Source organism: Monashia sp. HAY1-2A (genome assembly GCF_056755315.1).
This window is the reverse complement of the sequence record NZ_JBNDHY010000039.1, coordinates 1-22,592: the sequence shown is the minus strand read 5'-3', so window position 1 is coordinate 22,592 and position 22,592 is coordinate 1. Positions and strand designations below refer to the sequence as shown.

The window sequence follows — 22,592 nt, the reverse complement described above, 5'->3', positions numbered from 1 at the left end:
CGTCCTTCGGCGTGCGGGCGGCGGCGGCCGCCCGGACCGTCGCGGGCAGGTGCAGCGGGCCGACGGGGGCGGTCGTCTCACGGACGCGTCGACCCGTCGTCGTGACGGCCGCGGACCGCCGGCCGGCGGCGCCGTGCCCGAGGCCGCGCGCCGTCAGCAGCCGGGCACGCGGCGTCTCGTCGGGGACCGACGCGGACCGGGCGGACGCCGTCGCGCCGGCCCGGGGCCGGCGTCGTGCTCGTCCGCGTCGGCGGGACTCGGCGCTCCCGCGTCGTCGGCGTGGGTGCCGTCGTGTTCAGGGTCGTCCGCCTGCACGTCGTCCGTGGAGGCTGGGCCCGGGGGGCACGGGGGCACCTGGTCCGCAGGTCCGTGGTCCGAGGCCGCGTCGTCCGCCGGGGCGCCCTCGCCGTCGGTCGGGCCGTCACCGGTCGGGCCGTCACCGGGACCCTCCGGCTGCGGCTCCGGGTCGGGCTCGGGGTCGTCGTCACCGAGGAGCCGGTCGAGGAGGTCCTCGTCGATGCCGGGGGCGTCGAACGGGTTGCGGCGTCGGCGGTGGGGCAACGCCAGCCGGGCGGCCGCCCGGACGTCGGCGCGGGTGACGACGGTGCGCCCGCTCCAGGCGGCGTGGGCGACGGCCGCGCGGGCCGTGACGATGTCGGCTCGCAGCCCGTCGACCTCGAAGCCGGCGCACACCTCGGCGATCCGCGTGAGCACCGTGTCGGGCAGCACCACGTGTCGGACACGCTCCCGGGCGGCGGCGATGCGCCCCCGGAGGCCCTCCTGCTCGGCCTCCCAGCGGTGCGCGAACCCCGACGGGTCGGCGTCGAAGGCCATCCGGCGCCGCACCACCTCGGCCCGAAGGGCGGGCTCGCGCGGGGCGGCGACCTCGACGGTGAGCCCGAACCGGTCGAGCAGCTGCGGGCGCAGCTCGCCCTCCTCGGGGTTCATCGTGCCGACGAGGACGATGCGGGCCGCGTGGGAGACCGAGACACCGTCGCGCTCGACCGTCGTCCGGCCCATCGCGGCGGCGTCGAGGAGCAGGTCGACGAGGTGGTCGTGCAGGAGGTTGACCTCGTCGACGTAGAGGATGCCGCGATGCGCCGCGGCGAGCAGCCCCGGCTGGTAGGCGGCCTCACCCCGGCCGAGGGCGCGTTCGAGGTCGAGGGAGCCGACGACGCGGTCCTCGGTGGCCCCGATCGGCAGCTCGACGAGCCGGGCGCGACGCGTCTCGGCGTGGCCGCCGGTGGCGTCGGTGCCGCTCGGGTCCGCGGCGGCGTGCGGGCCGTCCGGGCAGCCGGGGTCGGGGTCGGCGGGGTCGCAGCCGAACCGGCAGCCCGCGACGACGTGCAGCGCGGGGAGCACCGCCGCGAGGCCACGGACCATCGTCGACTTGGCGGTGCCCTTCTCGCCACGCACGAGGACACCGCCCACCTCGGGCGACACCGCCGTGAGCACGAGGGCGAGGGCCAGGTCGTCGGAGCCGACGACGGCCGAGAACGGGAACGTGGTGGCGGTGGGGACCGGTGCGGTCCCGCGGGCCGCGACGGGGGCGAGCGTCGCGGGGTCGGTCGAGCCGTCGTGCATGCGTGGCCTCCTGCGGGTGCCTCGCCCGCGTGGTCGTCCGGACCGGCCCGGCCGGGCACGGTCGGCGACGGATGACGTCCTGGCTCCCCCGCAGGCGGGGTTCACAGTGGCGGGACCGCTCCGGACTCTCACCGGATTCCTCGCCCGTCGCCACCGCGCAGTCTGCCAGAACGCCGACCCGGCGAGGCCCCGAGCCCGCTCGGTGATCGCCCGGTCCCTCACGCTCTGCCCCGGGAACCGGGGCAGCTGGGAGGTGCGATGGTGCTCATGCCGGGTCCCTCACGCTCTGCCCCGGGAACCGGGGCAGTGCGTGAGGGAAAGGCGCTGGGTGCTCGGGGGCCCGGCACCGGAGGCCGACGCGGTCAGGCGGTGCGGGGCAGCGCGCCGTCGAGCGTCGCGTCGGTCTCGAGGGTGGCGTCGGTCCTGAGCGCCGCGACGATCGAGCGCCACAGCTGCCCGGCCGACACGCCGGAGAGGAACTGGCCCTCGGCATCCGCCTCGACCCTCAGGAGTCCGGCCGGGGTGTCGAGCCAGGCCAGACGTCGGGTGGTCGTCGTGGTCCCGACGGCCTGGGCGACGTCGATGCCGCACGCCTGCCACCGGCCCGAGCGCAGCGAGGCCGCGACGACCGGCCACGCGAAGGCGGCGCCGACCAGACCCTCGGCGGCGTCGGCACGGCTGCGTGCCTCGCGGGTCAGGAGCGCATCGAGCAGGTCCGGGTGGGCGCGTCCGCCGCGCCCCTCGAGACGAGGGCGCGGCTGGAGGTCCGTGAGGCGCACCACGGTCGCCGCGACGAAGTCCTCGTCGACCTCGAGAAAGTCGTGCGTCCCGTCGCCCCGGTCCACGAGCAGGGCCGAGACGCTCCCGAGCCACCCCTCGTGCAGCCACGTCCCGTCCGGCGTCGACACCTCGACCTGCAGGCGGGCCCGTGGCTCCTCCACGGTGCCGAGGCCGGCCCGGACGAGTGGGTGCGCCCGACCCCCGACGGCGACCCCGGAGGCGACGAACGGCACGCCTCCGGCCGGGTCGCCGGGCGAGGCGTCGGTGCTGCGGCCGGGCCCCAGGTGGTCGACGAGGGCGAAGAACGTGTCCGTGTCGGCGCGGAGCCGCGCCGTCGACGCGTCGAACTCGAGGGTGCCGGTGGGGCCCGCTGGGTGGTGGTCGTACGTGTGCATGCTCGTGCCTGCCCTCTTCCCCCGGGGGACTGCTCCCCGTGCGATGCCTCGCCCCCGTCGAGTGCCGTGCGAAGCAATGATGGGGCACATCGACCTCGCGTGGACGGTTACGGGCGTCGATGGTGCGCAGGACGACCGACTCCGTGCGGGGCCCTCGATCGGCGCTAGGGTCGCGGGCGTGATCGAGGTGGTCGGGGTAGGTGCGTCCGGGCTCTCGTCGCTCGATGCCGGTGCGCGCCGGGTCGTCGACGAGGCCGACGTCGTCGTCGGTGGGGTGCGGCACCTGGAGATGCTGCCGACACCGTCGGCCGGTTCCTCCGCGCGGTCCCGGGTCGAGCTCGTCCCGTGGCCCTCGCCCCTGTTGCCGGGCCTGCGCGAGGTGCTCGACCGCGTGGCGGGCAGCCGCGTCGTCGTGCTGGCGAGCGGGGACCCGCTCGTGTCCGGCATCGGGTCCACCCTCGTGGCTGCGCTCGGCACCGACGCCGTCCGGATCCACCCGGGTGTGTCCTCGGTGGCCCTCGCGCGCGCCCGGATGGGCTGGTCCGGCGAGGAGTCGGACGTCGTGACGCTCGTCGGTCGCGACGTCGACCGCCTGCGCCGCGACGTCGGGCCCGGACGCCGGCTCGTCGTGCTGACGAGCGGCGTCGACGCACCGGAACGGGTCTGCGCCCTGCTCGCCGACGAGGGGTATGCGTCGAGCCGGGTGACGGTGCTGGGACACCTCGGCGCCGACGAGGAGACGCGGGCCGACGGCGTCGCCGGCAGCTGGACCGCCGGGCCTGCGCCCGCGCTCCACCTCGTCTGCGTCGAGTGCGTGCCGGACGCCGGGTCGCGGCCCCGCTCCCTCGCGCCGGGGCTGCCCGACGACGCCTTCGAGCACGACGGTCAGCTGACCAAGCGCGTCGTCCGTGCGGCGGCGCTCGCCCATCTCGCGCCCCAGCCCGGCGACGTGCTCTGGGACCTCGGCGCCGGCGCCGGCTCCGTCGGCATCGAGTTCGCCCGCCAGCACCCGCGCAACCACGTCGTCGCCGTCGAGCGGGACCCGGTCCGCGCGGCCCGGGTGCGCGCCAACGCCAGGCGCCTCGGGGTCCCCGGCCTCGAGGTCGTCGAGGCGGACTCGGCCGAGGTCGTCGGCCACCTCCCGCGACCGGACGCCGTCTTCGTCGGTGGTGGCGCGACGGCCCGCGTCGTCGACGACGCGTGGGCCGCCCTCGCACCCGGGGGTCGCATCGTCGTCCACGGCGTCACGGTGGAGACGGAGCTGCTCCTGCACGATGCCCGGGCCCGCCTCGGCGGGGCGCTGACCCGCATCGCCGTCGAGGACCTCGAACCGCTCGGGTCGCTCACGGGTTGGAAGCCCGCCCGCGCCGTCGTCCAGTGGTCCGCCACGAAACCCACGGAGCCCACGGAGCCCCCGGAGCCCCCGGTGCCCCCGAAGCCCACGGAGGAACCCGCATGACCGTCCACTTCATCGGTGCGGGTCCCGGTGCCGCGGACCTGCTCACCCTGCGGGCAACGCGTCTCATGCAGCGGTCGGCCGTGTGCCTCTACGCCGGCACCTACATCGGCGCGGAGGTCCTGTCCCACTGCCCGGACGACGCGACGCTCGTCGACACCCAGCACCTGTCCCTCGACGAGATCGTGGGGCACTGCGTCGAGGCCCACGCCGCCGGCCACGACGTCGCGCGACTCTGCTCCGGGGACCCGTCGATCTACTCGGCCGTGGCCGAGCAGACCCGCCGCCTGGACCGGGCGGGGGTGCCCTGGGACGTCACGCCCGGGGTCCCTGCGTATGCCGCGGCGGCCGCCCTCGTCGGCCGCGAGCTGACCGTGCCGGAGGTGGCACAGTCCGTCGTCCTGACCCGCGCGCACCGCGACTCGACGGCGATGCCCGCGACCGAGGCGCTCGCCACCTTCGCCGGCACGAGGGCCACGCTCGTGCTGCACCTCGCGATCCGGCACGTCCGTCGCATCGCCGCAGAGCTCGTCGGGGACTACGGGTCGGGCTGCCCCGTCGTCGTCGTCGCGAACGCCGAGCAGCCGGACCAGCTCGTCCTGAGTGGCACCCTGGCCGACATCGCCGACTCGGTCGAGGAGGCGGGCCTGCGTCAGGCCGCCGTCATCCTCGTCGGGCACGCCCTCGGCGCCCGCGAGACCGACGACTTCGTCGACTCCCACCTCTACGGAACGCGAATCACCGGTCCACAGTAGGTCTCTCGCCGGAGTGCTGCCTCGCGACATCTCGTGAACGCGGCGGCGATGGCGTCGACGGGCGTCGTGTGTCAGGATGCGACTGCCGCAGTGCACGGGAAGTCGGTGTGACTCCGACGTGGTCCTCGCCACTGTGACCAGGGAGCAAGTCCCCACCACCGCCACTGACGACCGCAGGTTGACGCCGGGTCGCCGGGAAGGCTGGGGAGGAGCGTCGATCTGGAAGCCAGGAGACCGGCTGCGGCGTGATCTGTCCACGAGGCATGGAAGAAAGGGTCCCTCGACCATGGCCACTGCTGCCGTCCTGTCCGCCACCACCCGCGTCCGCGTTCCCGCGTGGGCGTGGGCCCTGCTCGCGTTCGCCGTCTTCACGCTGTACTTCCTCGTGCAGGAGAACGGCGCGATCCTCAGCTCGACGAACGCCCAGATGCTGCACGAGCTCACGCACGACGCTCGCCACGCCCTCGGCGTCCCCTGCCACTGACGTGGGGGTGTCCTTCGGCTCCGTGCTGCGGCGCGGGGTCCTGGCCGGCGTGTGCGCGGGCCTCGCCTCGGCTGCCGTGATCTGGCTCGTCGTCGAGCCGGTCATCCGCCGCGCGCTCGCCATCGAGGAGGCGCGCGGCGAACACGCCCACGGCGGAGGGCAGTCCGCTCTCGGCCTGCCCGCGTCACTGCTGGCTCACGGCGACGAGCCGCTCGTCTCGAGGACCGCCCAGGTCGTCGTCGGCGGCATCACGGCCATCCTCGTCGGCGTCGCCGTCGGCGTCGTCTTCTCGGTCGTCTTCGCGGGCATGCGGAGCCGCCTGCCGGGTCGCGGCGACCTGGGCCGGGCGCTCGTGCTGGCGGCGGTCGGCTTCGCGGCCGTCAGCCTGCTGCCCGCGCTGAAGATGCCGGCCAACCCGCCGGCCGTGGGAGACCCCGCGACGGTGACCCGCCGCACCATGCTCTACGGGATCGTGCTGCTGCTCGGCATCGCCATCGCCCTGGCCACGAACTCGTTCGACCGCTGGCTCACCGGGCGCGTCCGCGGGTCGACCCGGTGCGCGCTCGACATCGGCGCCGTCGTCGTCGGTCTCGTCCTCGTGTTCGTCCTCGTGCCGGGCACACCCGACGTCATCCCGTCGGACGTGCCGGCCGGGCTGATCTGGGACTTCCGTCTCGCGTCGCTGGCCCAGCTCGGCTCGATGTGGCTCGCGCTCGGGGTCTCGTTCGGGCTGCTCATGGAGCGGGCGGAGCGCCGGCGCACCGAGGGCCTGCCCGATCGGGAGCCGGTCGCCGCGTGAACCGCTCCGGCGAGCGGCTCTGCATCGTCCGCGCCTGCCGCGACTGCTGTTGCGGGTCCGAGGCCAAGCACCCGGGTGTCGACCACGACGGGCTCCTCGCCCGGCTCGAGGCCGGGACCCGGGGCCGCGCCCGGGTGCTGCGCAGCGCCTGCCTGCTCGCGTGCGACGAGTCGAACGTCGTCGTCGTGTCGCCGTCGCCGATCGGCCGCAGCCAGGGTGGGCGAGCCGTGTGGCTGCGCCGGGTCCTCGACGCGGCGGCCGTCGACGCCGTGGCCCTGTGGGTGCGGCGTGGTGGTCCCGGCGTCGTTCCGCCCCCGGACGAGCTCGCCGCGTCGGTGTTCGCGCCCTCCAGCCTGTCGGTGACCTACGCCCCGGCCGAGGCCACGCCGTCGGGCGTGTGACGTCCGACGCCCCGAGGGGACCGCGCCGTCGGCGCAGGACGGCTCGACGCCGAGCCGTAGGGTGAGCTCATGTCGGACGCCTCCCGCACCACCTACGTCCTCGTCGACGGCGAGAACATCGACGCCACGCTCGGCACCTCGATCCTCGGGCGGCGTCCGCGCCCCGAGGAGCGGCCGCGGTGGGAGCGGCTGCTCCAGTTCGCCGAGGAGGAGTGGGGCCAGCCCGCCCAGGGCCTCTTCTTCCTCGCGGCGAACTCCGAGCTGCCGATGGCCTTCGTCCAGGCCCTGCTCGCGATCGGCTACCGGCCCGTGCCGCTGTCCGGCGCGCCGGGTCAGAAGGTCGTCGACATCGCGATCCAGCGCACGCTCGTCGAGCTCGGCAGCCGGGCGGCCGACGTCGTGCTCGTCAGCAACGACGGCGACTTCGTCGAACAGCTCGGCGACCTCCTCGACGGCCGCCGCGCCGGCGTCGTCGGCTTCACCGAGTTCCGGAACAAGGGCTTCGAGGCGCTGACCGGCCGCGGCCTGCAGACCTTCGACCTCGAGTACGACGTCCTCGCGTTCAACACGCACCTGCCGCGCGTGCGGATCATCCCGATCGACGAGTTCGACCCGACCCAGTTCCTCTGAGCCGCAGCTCGGCTCGCCCGATGCGTCAGTCGACGAAGCGCGGCGTCCAGACCTGCCCACCCGGCGTGACGCGCGTGCGAGTGGCGCCGACCATGACGAGGCACTTCATGTCGATCGACGCGGGGTCGAGCTCACCGAGCGTCGTGACCGTCAGGGACTCCTCGGCCCTCCCGACGTCGCGACCGACGACGACGACCTGCTCGGGGCCGCGCACGGCCAGGAGCAGCTCGCGCGCCCGTGCCACCTGCTCGGTGCGGCTGCGTGAGGCGGGGTTGTAGATCGCGATGGCGAGGTCGGCCTCGGCCATCGCGCGCAGCCGGGCGGCGACGACGTCCCAGGGCTTGAGCCGGTCGGACAGCGAGATGACGGCGAAGTCACCGCCGAGAGGAGCCCCGGCCCGCGCGGCGACGGCCTGGGCGGCGGTGACCCCAGGCACGACCCGCACCGGGACGTCGCCGTACCCGAACGTCTCCGCTGCCTCGAAGACGGCCGACGCCATGCCGAACACGCCGGCGTCACCGCCCGAGACGACGGCCACGCGCTCGCCCTTGCGGGCCAGCTCGAGGGCGTCGCGGGCGCGGTACACCTCGACGGTGTTGCCGGACGCGTGCCGGGTCAGGCCGACCCGCTGCGGCACCCGCGCGACATAGGGGGCGTAGCCGACGACGTGGCCGACGCCGGCCAGCACTGCCGAGGCCTCGGGCGTGAGCCACCGCTCGGGGCCCGGGCCGAGGCCGACGACGACGACCTCGCCGACGCCGCCGACGTCGCCCCTGTCCGGAGAACCTTCTACCGCAGGCGAGCTCGCCACGGAGGACGCTGCACGGCCCGCGGCGTCGGCGCGCAGGTCGCGTCCCGGCACGACGACCATCGACATGTACGGCACGGTGGAGGCGTCGACGTCGGCGACGGGCAGCACCCGCTCGGCGTCGCTGCTGGCCCGCTCGACGTACCGCGCCTCCGCGAGCCGGCCCGCCTGTCGCAGCGCCTCGCGGACGTTCTCGAACGTGCGGCCGAGCTTCATGACGACGGCTGCCTCGGTGTCCGCGAGCCGGCGGGCGAGCTCGGGCACGGGGAGCGTCCCGGGCAGGATCGTCAGGACGTCCTCGTGGCGGCACAGCCCCGTCGCGACGGCGGCCGCCGACCCGCTCACCGACGTCACGCCGGGCACGACCGCGGTGTCGTAGCGGTCGGCGAGGCGGTCGTGCAGGTACATGTACGTGCCGTAGAAGAGCGGGTCTCCTTCAGCGAGGACGACGACGTTGCGGCCCGAGTCCAGATGGGCCGCAAGGCGGTCGGCCGACGCGTCGTAGAAGTCGGCCATGAGCCCGTGGTAGCCGAGGGGGTGGTCGGTGGTGCCCGTCGTCACCGGGTAGACGAGCAGCTCCTCGATGACGCCGTCGCGCACGTACGGGGCCGCGATGCGCCGGGCGATGGAGTCGCCGCGCGTGCCGCTGTGGAAGGCGACGACGTCGGCCTCGGCGATGAGCCGGGCCGCCTTGACGGTGACGAGCTCGGGATCGCCGGGGCCGACGCCGACGCCGCGGAGCCGGCCGGGCGGTGTTGCGGCGCTGGGGACCCGGGTCACAGCTCCTCCTCGCGGGCCAGGGCGTTGACGGCCGACGCCGCGAGCGCGGAACCGCCGCGCCGGCCGTGGACGACGAGCCACGGGATGCCGAACGGGTTCCGGGCCAGCGCGACCTTCGACTCGGCCGAGCCGATGAAGCCGACCGGGATGCCGACGACCGCCGCAGGGCGTGGACCGCCGTCGGCGACGAGCTCGAGGAGGTGGAAGAGGGCCGTGGGGGCGTTGCCGATGGCGACGACGGCACCCTCCAACCGGTCGCCCCACAGCGAGACGGCCGCCGCCGAGCGGGTCGTGCCCCACGCGCGCGCCAGGTCCGGGACGCGCTCGTCGCGCAGGGTGCACACGACCTCGTTGTCGCGCGGCAGCCGGGCACGGGTGATCCCCGAGGCGATCATGTGCGCGTCGGTGAGGATCGGCGCCCCGGCGCGCAGGGCGGTCCTCGCAGAGCGCACGAGGTCCGGATGGACGGCGATGTGCTCGGTCAGGTCGACGTCGCCGCTCGCGTGCACCATCCGCACCGCCACGACCCGGGCGTCCTCGGGCAGGTGGTCGAGCCGTGCCTCGGCCCGGATCGTCGCGAACGAGCGACGGTAGATCTCCTGGCCGTCGGTCTCGTACGCGTAGCGCCGCGTCGGTGGTCGGCTCGCATTCGTCGTCACGTCCACGACGTCTCCGATCCTCGGTTCGAGTGGTCACGGTGCCCGCGCTCGAGGGCCGCGAGCGCGTCCGACGGCGTCCGCGGCGCGAGGACGTCGACGAACGGGCCGGCGGGGGTGCCGCACCGGCGCTCGCACCCGCTGACGTGGACCGGCAGGTCCCCGCCCGGCATCCCCCCGGCCGGCAGGCTCGCGGCGAGGGAGCGGGCGACGCCCCGGGTGTCGACGTCGGTGCGGGCGCAGCCCGGCGCGCCCGTGCAGGCGTGCAGGCGCACCCACGGCGAGCCCGGCGTCGTGACGAGGCCGGCATCCTCCAGCAGGTGGAGCGCCCCTGCCCCGTCGGGCACGACGAGGGAGCGCCACGGCGTCACGACCACCTCGTCCACGACCTGGGACAGCGCGTCCACGTGGTGGCGGGTCAGCAGCCCGAGCGGCACCCCGACGACCGCATGGGCGCCGACGCGACCGACGGGCCGGGGCGCGCGCGGAGGCAGGGTGAGGTCGAGCGGGGGTGTGCGGAGCCGTCCGGCCAGCTCCCGCACGTGCCAGGCCGAAGAGCCGGAACGAGCTTTGGCCGTGAGGAATTCGCGTGCGAGCCCCGCCACGGTGGCCGCGGCGCGGTCGAGGCCGACGACCAGTCCGTGGTCCGGCGAGCCGACGAGGACCGCCACGCGCCCACCATCCAGGGCGAGCAGGCCGAGGTCGAAGGGCTCCCGGACGACGTCACCCCGGCCGTCGTCGAGGACGAAGAGGAAGCGTCCGGGCAGCCCGGCCAGCGACGGGTCGGCGCACACCGCCGCGTCGAGGGCACGGACGACCGGACGCAGGTCACACCGGCCGCGCGCGTCGAGGCCGGTCAGCGGCGACACGACGACGTTGCGGACGAGCTCGTGGGTCGGCGACGGGACCAGCCCGGTCGCGGCCACGGCCCGCCGCACGTCCTCCGGCACCGGGTTGGGCAGACCCCGCAGCTGCAGCGCCGCCCGTGACGTGAGCTGGATCGCCGGGTCCGGCTGTGCCGCAACGACATCGAGCAGCGCGGCGAGTGCCGGCACCGGGACCGGTCGACCTGCGGGCCGGACCCGCACGAGCGCTCCGTCAGCCGCGGCGAAGGGCCGCGAGACGCCCGGGCAGGCGTCGGCTGCCGTTCGGGGGCGGGTCTCCGGGGCGGTCACGCGGCACATCGTAGGCCCGGCTCGCCGGGGGCCGGGTGTCCGGTGCTCAGCCGCCCTCGGGTACCCACACGTACTGCGGGGTCTGGCACACCTCGACGAACCCGAGCCTTTCGTACGTCGGACGGCCCATCGCGGAGGCGATGAGCACCGCCTCCGTGCACCCCCGTTCGCGGCCGAGGTTCATCAGCCTGGCCGTCACGGCATACCCGACCCCACGCCGCCGCGCGACCTCGAGGGTCGCGATGTTGTAGAGACCGAGGGTGCGGCCGGTGAGGAAGCCGGAGCCGACCCCGACCGGCTCGCCGTCGACCCGGGCGACGACGTGGAAGGCGACGTCCGGCGCCAGCGAGGCCAGGGCCCGGGTCAGCGGCTCGGCGACCACCTCGGCGGGGAAGCCGAAGCCGGCCACCATGGTCTCGACGACCTCTGCCGTCACACCGCTCTCGTCGAGGGTCAGACCCGCGACGAGGGCTTCGTCGACGGGACCGTCGAGCGGCACGTGCATCCCGGGGTCGGCCTCCGGCTCGATGCCGCGCGAGCGGATCACCGCGTCCATCGCGGGCGTCAGGTGCGAGGGCGTGGCCCACCACAGGAACGGCAGGCCGCGGGCCCGGTACGCGTCGACGAGCGCCGCCGTCCGGTCGGCCTCGGTCCCGGCGGCGAACCGCGCTCCGGCGATCGCGTTGAACAGCGGGAACGCGACGTCGGAGGTGTAGGCGATGACGTCGGCGTCGGGCAGGCGGGTGACCACGCCGCTGCCGGCGAAGAGCCGGCACAGCGCGATGAGGTTCTCCTCGACCGCGGCGGCCCGGGAGTCGGTCACCCTCGCACGGTAGCCGCGCGTCGGGTGGGCCCGCAGGCGAACGCGGACGGCGGGCGTGCCCGGACGGACGTCGCGCGCGCCCCCCGGGCACGCCCGCTAGGGTGGGCGCAGCGTCGTCGACCAGGAACCCGGTGCGAGCCCGGGACGGTCCCGCCACTGTGAGCCCGCCGCCGCGAGGGGGAGGGCGAGTCAGGAACTGCCGGCGACGCATCTCATCCCACCGACCGCGGGGCGTGGACACCCCGCCGAGGAGTCTCATGACGCGCACCCGCGCGGCCGGCGAGGACGCGTCCCGCGACGCCGCCCCGACCGGCCCCACCGCTCGCATCGCCCTGCTGTCGACGTCCGACACCGACCTGCTGTGCGCCCGCGGCAGCGGCGCGGACTACGTCGTGGCCAACCCGGCCCGCCCCGGGCACACGTCGATGGCCGAGGCCATCGAGGGAGCCGACATCGTCGTCGCCCGCATCCTCGGCGGCCCGCAGGACCTCTGCGACGGCTTCCGCCGCATCCGGGCCACCGGCGTCCCGCTCGTCGTCCTCGGTGGTGAGCAGACGCCGAACGCCGCGCTCATGGAGCTGTCGAACGTCGCCCCGGGCATCGTGGCGGAGGCGCACCGCTACCTCGCCGAGGGCGGCGCGGGCAACCTGCGCGAGCTGCACGCGTTCCTCGCCGACACGGTGCTGCTCACCGGTGAGGGCTTCGAGCCTCCGCGGACCCTGCCGACCTGGGGCGTCCTCGACCGCCCGGACGCCCCCGTCGGGGCATCGACCGAGGCATCGACCGAGGCATCGACCGAGGCATCGACCGAGGCATCGACCGACGACGCGACGCCGCGGCCCCGCATCGGCATCCTCTTCTACCGGGCCCAGCACGCGGCCGAGAACACCGCCTACGTCCACGCCCTCGCCGACGCGGTCGACGCCGCCGGTGGCGTCGGCGTCCCGGTGTTCGTGTCGTCGCTGCGCGACGCCCCGGAGGACCTCCTCGAGCACCTGCGCGAGTACGACGCCCTCGTCACGACCGTCCTCGCCGCGGGCGGGACGCGCCCGGCCACCGCCGGCGCCGGGGAGGACGACGACGCCTGGGACGTGCAGGCGCTCGCGGCCCTCGACGTGCCCATCGTCCAGGGCCTGTGCCTGACCTGGAGCCGCGCCGACTGGGAGGGCTCCGACGACGGCATGAGCCCGCTCGACGTCGCGACACAGGTGGCGGTGCCCGAGTTCGACGGCCGCATCATCGGTGGCGTCTTCTCCTTCAAGGAGACCGACGCCGACGGCCTGCCGCACTACGTGCCCGACACCGAGCGTTGCGCCCGCCTCGCCGCCCTCGTCGTCAACCACGCGCGGCTGCGGCACGTGGCGCCCGCCGAGCGACGCGTGGCCGTGGTCCTGTCGGCCTACCCGAGCAAGCACTCACGGCTCGGCAACGCCGTCGGCCTCGACACCCCGGTCTCGGTCATCCGGCTGCTGCGCGCCATGCGCGAGGCGGGCTACGACCTGGGCGCACCCGGCGACATCCCGGGCACCGGCCCGCTCGAGGCGGTCGAGGGCGAGGAGCCCGACACCACCGCGGGCAACGCCCTCATCCACGCGCTCATCGCCGCCGGCGGGCAGGACGAGGACTGGCTCACCCAGGAGCAGCTGTCCGGCCAGCCGGTGCGGATCCCGGCCGCCCGCTACCGCGAGTGGTTCGCCGAGCTGCCCTCCGAGCTGCGCGACGCCGTCACGGAGCACTGGGGCGAGGCCCCGGGCGAGGTCTTCGTCGACCGCGCCGGCACCACGGCCGACCCGGACGGGGAGATCGTCGCGGCCGCGCTGCGTGCCGGCAACCTCGTCGTCATCGTCCAGCCGCCGCGCGGCTTCGGCGAGAACCCCATCGCGATCTACCACGACCCCGACCTCCCGCCGACGCACCACTACCTCGCCGTGTACGGCTGGCTCGCAAGGGAGTTCGGCGCGCACGCCATCGTCCACATGGGCAAGCACGGCAACCTCGAGTGGCTTCCCGGCAAGAACCTGGCGCTGTCGGCGGCCTGCGGTCCCGACGCGACGATCGGCTCGGTCCCGCTCGTCTACCCGTTCCTCGTCAACGACCCCGGCGAGGGCGCGCAGGCCAAGCGCCGCGCCCACGCGACGATCGTCGACCACCTCGTGCCGCCGATGGCCCGCGCCGAGTCCTACGGCGACATCGCGCGTCTGGAGCAGCTGCTCGACGAGTACGGCAACGTGTCGGTCATGGACCCGGCCAAGGCGCCGGCGCTTCGTGCCGAGATCTGGTCGCTCATCAAGGCGGCCGAGATGCACCACGACCTCGGCCTGACCGACCGACCCGAGGACGACGACTTCGACGAGTTCGTCATGCACGTCGACGGCTGGCTCTGCGAGGTCAAGGACGTCCAGATCCGCGACGGCCTCCACGTTCTCGGCCAGGCCCCCGCGGGGGAGGGCCTGGCCGACCTCGTCCTGGCGATCCTGCGCGCCAACCAGGTGTTCGCCGGGTCGACGGGGGCCGTGCCCGGTCTGCGCACAGCGCTCGGGCTCGCCGAAGGGGAGTCCGGGCGCACCTCCGTCGACCGGGCCGAGGCGCAGGCGTCCGCCCTCGTCCACGCGCTCGCCGACGCCGGCTGGGACGCCGACGCCGTACCCGCGGTCGTCGCGGCCACGCTCGACGAGTCCGAGAGCGTCGACCTCGAGGGCGTCCGGCGCTCCCTCGAGTTCGCCTGTCGTGAGGTCGTGCCGCGGCTGCTCGCGACGCGCGGCGAGATCGACGCCGTCCTGCACGCCCTCGACGGCGGCTACACCCCGGCGGGGCCGTCCGGCTCACCGCTGAGGGGCCTGGTCAACGTGCTGCCGACCGGCCGCAACTTCTACTCCGTCGACCCCAAGGCCATCCCGAGCCGCCTCGCCTGGGAGACCGGTCAGGCGCTCGCCGACGCCCTCCTCGAGCGGCACCGGGCCGACACCGGCGAGTGGCCGCGCTCGGTCGGCCTGTCCGTCTGGGGCACCTCGGCGATGCGCACGTCGGGCGACGACGTCGCCGAGGTCCTGGCGCTGCTCGGTGTCCGGCCCCGCTGGGACGAGATGTCACGCCGGGTCGTCGGGCTCGACCCCGTTCCGCTCGACGAGCTGGGCCGGCCGCGCATCGACGTGACGGTCCGCATCTCCGGGTTCTTCCGCGACGCGTTCCCGCACGTCATCGCGATGCTCGACGACGCCGTCCGCCTCGTCGCGGGCCTCGACGAGCCCGATGCCGACAACTACGTGCGCGCCCACGTGTCCGCCGACCTCGCCGAGCACGGCGACGCGCGTCGGGCCACGACCCGGATCTTCGGCAGCAAGCCCGGCTCGTACGGTGCCGGCATCCTGCCCCTCATCGAGGCGGGCAACTGGCGCACCGACGCCGACCTCGCCGAGGTCTACGCGACGTGGGGCGGCTTCGCCTACGGCCGCGACCTCGACGGCGCCCCGGCGCGCGGCGACATGGAGCGCTCGTACCGGCGGATCGAGGTCGCCGCCAAGAACATCGACACCCGCGAGCACGACATCGCCGACAGCGACGACTACTTCCAGTACCACGGCGGCATGGTCGCCACGGTCCGCGCGCTGACCGGGCGCGCGCCGCGGGCGTACGTCGGCGACTCGACGACGCCCGACGCCGTCCGCACCCGCAGCCTCACCGAGGAGACGGCGCGCGTCTTCCGGGCCCGTGTCGTCAACCCGCGGTGGATCGCCGCGATGCGGCGCCACGGGTACAAGGGGGCCTTCGAGCTCGCCGCCACGGTCGACTACCTCTTCGGCTTCGACGCGACGGCCGGCGTCGTCACCGACTGGATGTACGAGCAGCTCGCGCAGAGCTACGTCCTCGACAAGGAGAACCAGGACTTCCTCCGGCACGCCAACCCGTGGGCGCTGCACGGCATGGTCGAGCGGCTCCACGAGGCCGTCGACCGGGGACTGTGGGAGTCGCCGGACCCGCAGGTGCTGGCCGACCTCCAGCAGGTCTACCTCGACGTCGAGGGGGACCTCGAGGCCTGAGCCGCAACGCCTCCCCCGAGACTCGGCGTCCGGCGACCGCGCACCCCGCGCACGCGCACCCGCGCACGGTAAGACCGACCCGCGTCGGTACGACCAACGGTCATGACGCACACGACCACCGCCTTCGTGCTCTCCGGGGGAGGCAGCCTCGGGGCGGTCCAGGTGGGGATGCTGGCGGCCCTGGCCGAGAACGGCATCCGTCCCGACGTGCTCGTCGGCACCTCCGCGGGTGCGATGAACGCCGCCTGGGTGGCCGCCCACGGCCTGTCCCCGGCATCGCTCGACGACCTCGCCGCGGTGTGGGTCGGGCTGCGGCGCTCGGACGTCTTCCCGGTCGACGTCCGGCGGGTCGTGCGGTCCCTCCTCGGGTGGGGACCGGCCATGTCGACGGCCGACCGCCTGCGAGCCCTCGTCGTGCGCCACGTGGGTGACCTCGACCTGTCCGACGCCACCGTCCCGGTGCACTTCGTCGCAGCCGATGCCCTGACCGGACGGTCGGTGCTGGTCAGCGACGGCCCGCTCGCCGACGGTGTGCTCGCGAGCGCGGCCATCCCGGGGGTCTTCCCGCCCGTGGCCCTCGGCGGCCGGCTCCTCGTCGACGGTGCCCTGGCCGACCGGTCCGGCCTGAGCCACGCCGTCAGCCTCGGGGCGACGGAGACCTACCTGCTCCCCGCGGGCGCTCCGTGCGCGCTCGAGGAACCCCCCGGCTCTGCGCTCGGGATGGCCGTCCACGCGGTCGCCCTGCTCCTGGAACAGCGCCTGGTGGCCGAGGTCCGCTCCCTGTCCGGCCGTTCGCGGCTCCGGGCCCTGCCGCCGCTGTGCCCTCTTGCGGTGTCGGCCACCGACTTCGGTCACGGCGCCGAGCTCGTGGAACGCGGGCGTCGCAGCGCCCTCGACTGGCTCGCCGGTGGTGGCACCGAGCTGCCGGCGCCGGCCCGGTTCCTGAGGTTGCACGACCACCCGAGCCCCCGGTCGTGGCCGCCGGCTGAGGCCGGCGCGCCCGCCGGCCGAGCCGGAACCACGCACCTCGGACGGTCCCGTGCTCCGACGGCAGGGACAGCCCCGGCTCCAGGCGCTCAGCATTGCTCCGCAGGGTGAGCCAGGGAACGGCGGGAGGCGGTGAGCAGGGGCTGACCACGGTTGCACCGGAGCGCGCGGGACGGCGCGCGACCGTGTCGGGATCGCTGGCTCAGGTGGCGGAGCAATGCTGAGGGACCGCGTGATGGGGCGTGCCGGAGACCGTCGCCCCGGTCAGCTCGGACGGACGCGGGCCCACACGACCTCGTCCGAGCGGGTGCCGTCGGGGTTGACGAGACGTGCGGCGTGCACGCCCTCACGCACGTACCCGGCCTTCTCGGCGGCCCGGCCCGACGCGACGTTGTCGACCTTGTGGCCCAGCTCCAGCCGCACGATGTCGGTCTGGGCGAAGACCCACTCGGTCACGAGCACCAGCGCGCGCGTCGTGAAGCCGCGCCCCCGGAACGCCGGCAGCACGCCGTAGCCGACGAGCCCGACACCGGGTGGGCCGAGGGTGAGGACACCGATGAGCCCGGCACCCTCGCCCGTCGCCGCATCGACCATGACGAACCGGGCCGCCCGCCCCAGGCGCCACTCCCGGCGCGCGAGGGCGGCCCGTTGCCGCGCCTCGGCCTCGGTCATCGGCACGTCGGTGAAGCCCCACCGCAGCTGCTCGTCGTTGTTGTGCTCGCCGAGGACGACGGGCCAGTCCGAGGCCGTCACGGGTCGCAGGGTCAGGGTTCCGTCGGACAGCGACACGACCTCCGGGAACGCCGGGAGCGTCGGCCCGGCGTGAGTCGGGGTGGGCGAGCCTTCGGGGCCGCGCAGCAGGTATGTGTCCATGACCCACCCGTGGCGCTCGCGGGCGTCGGCGCGCACCCGGCGCACCTCGTCGAGGACGTCGGCCAGGCGGCCACGCACGAGCAGCTCGTCGGGCGTGCCGAGGTAGGCCCCCCAGAACAGCTCGAGGTCCGGTGCCACGTCGACGAGGCCCGCGCACGCGAGGCCGCCGTCGAGCATGACGACGACGTCGCCGAGCGACCCGTCGTACTCGTCGACGAGCCGGCGACCCGTGGTGACGTGGACCGGGGCCCCGATGCGGTTCAACGGGATCCGGTGCCGCGCGGCCAGCAGCTGTGGTGCGCTGATGCCGGGCAGCACGTCGTGCTCGACGCGCACACCCTGCGCGGCCCACCGGTCGACGAGGGCGTCCACGACGCGGATCGTGGAGTCGTAGAACGCGGGGTCGCCCCACACGAGGAAGCCGACGGTGTCCTCGCCCTCGGCGAGTCCGGCCACCACGGACGCGTACGCCTCGACGCGGGCCGCGTGCCAGTCGCGGACACCGCGGTCGTACGCACCGGCGTCGCGTTCGGCGTCGGGCCCGCGGTGCGGGTCGGGCACCTCGACGAAGCGGTAGGACGACCGGTCAGGGACGAACGCGTCGACCAGCGCCTGGCGTGCCTCGACGAGGTCCGCGGTGCGCTCGCCCTTGTCGGCGACGAGGAAGACGTCGACCGACGCGATGGCCGCGGCGGCCTCCCCGGTGACCTGCGCCGGGCTGCCCATGCCGATGCCGATCACGCGGATCCGCTTGATCACGAGACCTCCTCGTCGGCGGCGTGCCCGTTCCCCGCCCGCGTCAGGGCGATGAGCGCGTCGACGTCCACATGCTCCTCCAGGGCGTCGGCCAGGGTGTCGAGCATGTGCTCGCGCCGTTGCGCGAAGCCGGGAGCCGACGGGTCGGGCACCCACTGCGAGCCGACCGTGCGGGCGATCCGGCAGAGCCAGGCCCGGCGGAAGCCGTCGCTCTCGAAGGCGCCGTGCCACATGGTGCCCCACACCGATCCAGCCCTCCAGCCGTCGAGGAACCGCTCGGCCGACGCGTCCGCGCCCGGCGCCGCGGAGGCGATGCCGTGGTGGATCTCGTACGCGCCGTCGACGGCGTGCCCGCCCCACGACCCTTGCGGACGCGCCAGCACCTTGGCCGCGCCGAAGGCCACGCGGGTGGGCAGCAGGCCCAGCCCGGCGACGGTGCCGACGCGTCCCTCGACGTCGTCCTCGATGCGCTGCGCGAGCATCTGGTAGCCGCCGCAGATGCCGAGGACCGGCCGTCCGGCAGCCGCCCGGCGCAGCACGACGTCCGCGAGGCCGCGCTCACGCAACCACTCGAGATCGCTTGCGGTGGAACGGGACCCGGGCAGCACGACGAGGTCCGCGGTGTCGACGACGGCGGGGTCGACGGTGACGAGGACGTCGACCCCGGGCTCGGCGGCGAGCGCGTCGACGTCGGTGGCGTTCGAGATGCGCGGCAGCCGGACGACGGCGACCTTGAGCCGGTCGCCGGCCGTCGCCGACAGGGCTGTCGACGCGCGCCAGTGCCCGACCTCGAGGGTGTCCTCGCTGTCCAGCCAGACGTCGAGCAGCCACGGGACGACACCGTGGAAGGGGACCCCGGTGCGCCGCGTGACCTCCTCGAGCCCGGGCTCGAGGACGGCGACGTCGCCGCGGAACTTGTTGATGACGAAGGACTTCAGCAGGGCCCGGTCGGCGTCGTCGAGGAGCGCCCACGTTCCGTACAGCGCCGCGAGGATGCCGCCCCGGTCGATGTCGCCGACGACGACGACGGGCAGGCCGAACTCACGGGCGAGGCCCATGTTGACGTAGTCGCCCGAGCGGAGGTTGACCTCGGCGGGCGAACCGGCCCCCTCGCAGACGACGAGGTCGTGGTCGTCGGCGAGCTCGCGGTAGGCGGCGAACGCGGCCTCGCGCAGGTGCGCGCGACCGGTCGCGTACTGCCCGGCCTCGAGCGTCCCGGCCGGTTCGCCGCGCACGACGACGAACGACCGGCGGTCGGTGCCGGGCTTGAGCAGGACGGGGTTCATCGCCGTCGTCGGTACGAGCCCGGCCGCCATGGCCTGCAGGTACTGGGCCCGCCCGATCTCGCCGCCGTCGGCGCACACCATCGAGTTGTTCGACATGTTCTGCGCCTTGAAGGGGGCCACGCGCAGCCCGCGCCGCGCGAGCACCCGGCACAGGCCGGCGACGAGGACCGACTTGCCGGCGTCGGACGACGTGCCGGCGATGAGGAGCCCGGAGGGGCGGGAGTCGGCGGACGGGGACAGGGGCACGACGCCATCCTGCCCGACCGGGCGTCGACGCCGGGCCACGGTCCTCGAGGTCCTCGCGGTCCTCCCGTGACCCGGCGCACGTCCCGGTGTTCCGGCGCTCCTACTCGGGGTCGCCGTCGGCGAGCAGCTGGTAGAGGCGGCGCCGGGTCTCGGTGAGGATCTCGGCGGCCTCGGCCCGCTGCTGCGAGGTGCCCGTGGTGACGATCTGCCACATGGCGCCCATGACCTGGCCGACGACCGGCATGAGGTCGGTGCCGCTGCGGCGCTCCTGCTGCGGGGCGTCACCCTCGTCGGGCTCCTGGGGCTCCTCGAAGGGACGCCACGTGGCGGCCATCTCCTCGGCGTTCTCCTCGACGTAGCGGCGTCCCTCGTCGGTGAGGCGCAGGAGGCGCCGACCGTCGACGTCGCGCCCCTCGACGAGGCCCTCGTCCTCGAGCTGCTGGACGGTCGGGTAGACCGACCCGGGGCTCGGCTTCCAGGCGCCGCCGGTGCGCTCGGAGATCTGCTGGATCAGCTGGTAGCCGTTCATCTCGTCGCCCGCGAGCACCTCGAGGATGGCGGCGCGCACGTCGCCGCGTCGGGCGCGGGGACCACGGCGGCCGCCGAAGTCGGGGCCGAAGCCCGGGCCGCCGAAGTGGCGGACGAGCTCGGCGACCCAGGGCGGCGGGCCGGGGCGCCCGCGTCCGTGGCCGCCGGGCGGCCCCCAGGGGCGGGGGCCGGGGCCCCAACCGCCCCAGCCCTGGTCCCAGCCGGACTCGTGTCGGGTGTGTCGGTGTCCGTGCATCGGACTCTCCTTTCCTCGCGACCTGACGAACAGTCGCGATACGTTGACGATATATCGCGAACGGTCGGGAGGGAAGATCTTCTCCGCACGGATCGGCTCGGCGCCGGCCCGGACGAGCCACCGGTCTCGCAGCGTCTGGCGTGGTCTAGGCGCGGCGGTAGACACCGGGAGACAGCCTGAGCGTCACCGGAGCGTCGTCGGAGATTTCTCATGGTTCGTTGAGGTATGCAGCAGGTTTGGTTACGGTGCGACGGTGGCGGGGACACTTCTTCGCCGTGAGGAGGCTGGACGTGGCGACCAACCAGAGGAACGGTGCGGCGAACGGCAGGACCATGACGGCCGGCAGGCCCGCGCACATCTCGAGGAGGCCCGCGATGGCGGAGGGTGCCCCCGCGCCGACCGGTGAGAAGCGCACGATCCGTCTGCAGTGGGCGCCGTCCGCGGCCCCCCGCATCCGTCGCGAGATCGTCGCCGACCTCGTCGCCCGCAAGGTGACCCCCGACGTCGTCGACGAGGCCGAGATCGTCGTCAGCGAGCTCGTCGCCAACGCCGTGCGCCACGCCCGACCGCTGTCCGACGGCGCCATCCGCATCCATTGGAAGGTCAAGAACAACGTCGTCGAGGTGGAGGTCAGCGACGGCGGTGGCCCGACCGTCCCCCGCCCGCTGCCGCCGACGACGTGGGGGGCCGGCGGCCGGGGTCTGCGCATCGTGCGCTCGCTGGCCCACGAGTGGGGCGTCATCGACGACCCCAACGGCCGCACGGTCTGGGCCTCCCTCGGTGGGCCCTCCCGCCGCCGCTCGCACTGAGCCACCCGTCGGCATGACGCCGGCCCCCGAGCTGCCCGACCCGGCGCTCGTCGTCCTCGTCGGGGCGTCCGGCTCGGGCAAGACCACGTGGGCGCTCGCGCGGTACCGCCCCGCCGAGGTCGTCTCCTCGGACGCCCTGCGCGCCGTCGTCGGCAGCGGCGAGCACGACCTCGACGCGTCGACCGACGCCTTCGCCGTCCTCGAGACGGTCGTCGCGGCTCGCCTGGGACGACGCCTGACGACGGTCGTCGACACCCTCGGCACCGATGCGTCGCGCCGCGTCCGGTGGCTGGCCGCGGCCCGCGCCGCGGGGCTGCCGGCCGTCGCCGTCGTCCTCGACGCTCCGGCTGCCGTGTGTCGTGACCGCAACCGCTCCCGTGAGCGGTCCGTGCCGGCTCGCGTGCTGACGAGCCAGCTCGCTGCCGTCGCCTCCGCGCGCGACGGGCTCGCCACCGAGGGCTGGGACGCCGTGCACGTCGTCACGCCGGGCTCCACCGCCGCCCCGGACACCCCCACCCCGGACACCCCCACCCCGACCCGCAACACACCGAGCAGTCGCCAGCCCGCCTCAGGTACACCCGGGGCGGGTTGGCAGCCACTCGGTGTGTTGCCGAGGACGGGAACGAGGGGGGCCGAGGAGGAGCGGCGCTCCGGCGGCACCGGCGGGCTGCGCCACGGCGTCGTGCTCCAGGTGTCCCGGTTCCCGGCCGACGGCGACCTGCTCGACTGGTTGCGCGGCATCGCGGCGGCGGCCGAGGAGACCGGCTTCGCCGGCCTCGCGCTCATGGACCACCTCATCCAGATCCCGCAGGTCGGGAGGGCCTGGGACCCCGTCCCGGAGCCGTGGGTGACGCTCGGGGCGCTCGCCGCGTCGACGAGCCGGCTGCACCTCGGCACGCTCGTCTCGCCGGTGACGTTCCGGCCGCCGGGCATCACCGCCAAGGCGGCCGCGACGCTGTCCGCGCTCACCGGCGGCCGCGCCTTCGTCGGCGTCGGTGCGGGCTGGTGGGAGCGCGAGCACGCCGCCTATGGGCTCAGCCTGCCTCCACCGGGCCAGCGCCTCGACCTGCTGGAGGCCGGTCTCGAGACGATGCGTGCCCTCTGGGCACCCGGCACGAAGCCGTATGCCGGACGCCGCGTCTCGCTGCCCGAGACGACGCTCTACCCGCGTCCGGTCGGCGACCTCCCTGTCGTCGTCGGGGGTGTGGGAGACCGGACCCTGCACGTCGCGGCCCGGCTCGGCGACGGGTGCAACGTCCCCTCCGAGGCCGCCGGCCTGGCCAGGGTC

General features: G+C 75.0%; 19 protein-coding genes and 3 riboswitches. Of the genes, 10 read left to right on the top strand and 9 right to left on the bottom strand.

Annotated elements, in window-relative coordinates:
* Window positions 1-153: 153 nt before the first annotated feature.
* Window positions 154-1,584 carry a magnesium chelatase ATPase subunit I gene (locus ACPYOM_RS08120; RefSeq protein WP_481345570.1) on the bottom strand — a complete coding sequence of 477 codons (1,431 nt, stop codon included), beginning with the start codon at window positions 1,582-1,584 and terminating at the stop codon, window positions 154-156.
* A 76-nt stretch (window positions 1,585-1,660) separates the two neighbouring features.
* Window positions 1,661-1,724: riboswitch (cobalamin riboswitch) on the bottom strand.
* A gap of 222 nt (window positions 1,725-1,946) precedes the next feature.
* Entirely contained in the window at window positions 1,947-2,759 is an 813-nt protein-coding gene (locus ACPYOM_RS08115; RefSeq protein ID WP_481345569.1) for a hypothetical protein, read from the bottom strand.
* A 178-nt stretch (window positions 2,760-2,937) separates the two neighbouring features.
* Here ACPYOM_RS08115 and cbiE point away from each other — a divergent pair, with 178 nt between their 5' ends.
* The 6 genes from cbiE to ACPYOM_RS08085 all read left to right on the top strand — a co-directional run bounded on the left by cbiE (window position 2,938) and on the right by ACPYOM_RS08085 (window position 7,284).
* Window positions 2,938-4,218 (top strand): precorrin-6y C5,15-methyltransferase (decarboxylating) subunit CbiE, encoded by a 1,281-nt coding sequence (gene cbiE, locus ACPYOM_RS08110; RefSeq protein WP_481342329.1) that lies wholly within the window; start codon window positions 2,938-2,940, stop codon window positions 4,216-4,218.
* Window positions 4,215-4,970: a cobalt-precorrin-4/precorrin-4 C(11)-methyltransferase gene (locus ACPYOM_RS08105; protein WP_481342328.1), complete on the top strand. Its 756-nt coding sequence runs from the start codon at window positions 4,215-4,217 to the stop codon at window positions 4,968-4,970. The genes cbiE and ACPYOM_RS08105 overlap by 4 nt, the downstream gene beginning before the upstream one ends.
* A gap of 71 nt (window positions 4,971-5,041) precedes the next feature.
* Window positions 5,042-5,227, top strand: a riboswitch (cobalamin riboswitch).
* Between the two features lie 29 nt (window positions 5,228-5,256).
* The gene (locus ACPYOM_RS08100; protein ID WP_481345568.1) at window positions 5,257-5,454 is read left to right on the top strand and encodes a CbtB domain-containing protein; all 198 of its coding nucleotides are present in this window, start codon (window positions 5,257-5,259) and stop codon (window positions 5,452-5,454) included.
* Between the two features lie 7 nt (window positions 5,455-5,461).
* A complete protein-coding gene (locus ACPYOM_RS08095) occupies window positions 5,462-6,253 on the top strand; it encodes a CbtA family protein (RefSeq protein ID WP_481345567.1) in 792 nt (263 codons plus the stop codon).
* Window positions 6,250-6,654, top strand: coding sequence for a hypothetical protein (locus ACPYOM_RS08090; RefSeq protein WP_481345566.1), 405 nt, complete (start codon window positions 6,250-6,252; stop codon window positions 6,652-6,654). The genes ACPYOM_RS08095 and ACPYOM_RS08090 overlap by 4 nt, the downstream gene beginning before the upstream one ends.
* Window positions 6,655-6,723: 69 nt before the next feature.
* Window positions 6,724-7,284, top strand: a complete 561-nt coding sequence (locus tag ACPYOM_RS08085; protein ID WP_481345565.1) for an NYN domain-containing protein — start codon at window positions 6,724-6,726, stop codon at window positions 7,282-7,284.
* A 25-nt stretch (window positions 7,285-7,309) separates the two neighbouring features.
* Here the strand turns inward: ACPYOM_RS08085 and ACPYOM_RS08080 are convergent, their stop codons facing one another.
* Genes ACPYOM_RS08080 through ACPYOM_RS08065 form a run of 4 tightly spaced genes read right to left on the bottom strand, consistent with a single transcriptional unit; the run spans window position 7,310 to window position 11,526 of the window.
* On the bottom strand, window positions 7,310-8,872 hold the full coding sequence (locus ACPYOM_RS08080) for a precorrin-2 C(20)-methyltransferase (protein WP_481345564.1): 1,563 nt from the start codon (window positions 8,870-8,872) through the stop codon (window positions 7,310-7,312).
* Entirely contained in the window at window positions 8,869-9,531 is a 663-nt protein-coding gene (locus ACPYOM_RS08075; RefSeq protein WP_481342322.1) for a precorrin-8X methylmutase, read from the bottom strand. Before ACPYOM_RS08075 ends, ACPYOM_RS08080 begins: the two co-directional genes overlap by 4 nt.
* Window positions 9,528-10,703 (bottom strand): precorrin-3B synthase, encoded by a 1,176-nt coding sequence (locus tag ACPYOM_RS08070; RefSeq protein ID WP_481345563.1) that lies wholly within the window; start codon window positions 10,701-10,703, stop codon window positions 9,528-9,530. The genes ACPYOM_RS08075 and ACPYOM_RS08070 overlap by 4 nt, the downstream gene beginning before the upstream one ends.
* Window positions 10,704-10,749: 46 nt before the next feature.
* Entirely contained in the window at window positions 10,750-11,526 is a 777-nt protein-coding gene (locus tag ACPYOM_RS08065; protein ID WP_481345562.1) for a GNAT family N-acetyltransferase, read from the bottom strand.
* Window positions 11,527-11,647: 121 nt separating this feature from the next.
* A riboswitch (cobalamin riboswitch) is annotated at window positions 11,648-11,725 on the top strand.
* A gap of 58 nt (window positions 11,726-11,783) precedes the next feature.
* Here ACPYOM_RS08065 and cobN point away from each other — a divergent pair.
* Together cobN and ACPYOM_RS08055 are read left to right on the top strand one after the other, a co-directional pair.
* Complete coding sequence (gene cobN / locus ACPYOM_RS08060; RefSeq protein WP_481345561.1) at window positions 11,784-15,563, top strand: cobaltochelatase subunit CobN; 3,780 nt, start codon at window positions 11,784-11,786, stop codon at window positions 15,561-15,563.
* A 102-nt stretch (window positions 15,564-15,665) separates the two neighbouring features.
* Window positions 15,666-16,661 carry a patatin-like phospholipase family protein gene (locus ACPYOM_RS08055; protein ID WP_481342318.1) on the top strand — a complete coding sequence of 332 codons (996 nt, stop codon included), beginning with the start codon at window positions 15,666-15,668 and terminating at the stop codon, window positions 16,659-16,661.
* A 153-nt stretch (window positions 16,662-16,814) separates the two neighbouring features.
* Here the strand turns inward: ACPYOM_RS08055 and cobF are convergent, their stop codons facing one another.
* The 3 genes from cobF to ACPYOM_RS08040 all read right to left on the bottom strand — a co-directional run bounded on the left by cobF (window position 16,815) and on the right by ACPYOM_RS08040 (window position 20,495).
* Window positions 16,815-18,182, bottom strand: a complete 1,368-nt coding sequence (cobF, locus tag ACPYOM_RS08050; protein ID WP_481345560.1) for a precorrin-6A synthase (deacetylating) — start codon at window positions 18,180-18,182, stop codon at window positions 16,815-16,817.
* Window positions 18,179-19,711, bottom strand: a complete 1,533-nt coding sequence (locus tag ACPYOM_RS08045; RefSeq protein ID WP_481345559.1) for a cobyric acid synthase — start codon at window positions 19,709-19,711, stop codon at window positions 18,179-18,181. The genes cobF and ACPYOM_RS08045 overlap by 4 nt, the downstream gene beginning before the upstream one ends.
* 100 nt (window positions 19,712-19,811) lie before the next feature.
* Entirely contained in the window at window positions 19,812-20,495 is a 684-nt protein-coding gene (locus tag ACPYOM_RS08040) for a PadR family transcriptional regulator (RefSeq protein ID WP_481345558.1), read from the bottom strand.
* A gap of 374 nt (window positions 20,496-20,869) precedes the next feature.
* Between ACPYOM_RS08040 and ACPYOM_RS08035 the strand changes: the two genes are divergently transcribed.
* Entirely contained in the window at window positions 20,870-21,304 is a 435-nt protein-coding gene (locus tag ACPYOM_RS08035) for an ATP-binding protein (RefSeq protein WP_481342332.1), read from the top strand.
* Window positions 21,305-21,317: 13 nt separating this feature from the next.
* Window positions 21,318-22,592: LLM class flavin-dependent oxidoreductase (locus ACPYOM_RS08030; RefSeq protein ID WP_481345557.1), on the top strand; the 1,275-nt coding region annotated here is incomplete at its 3' end.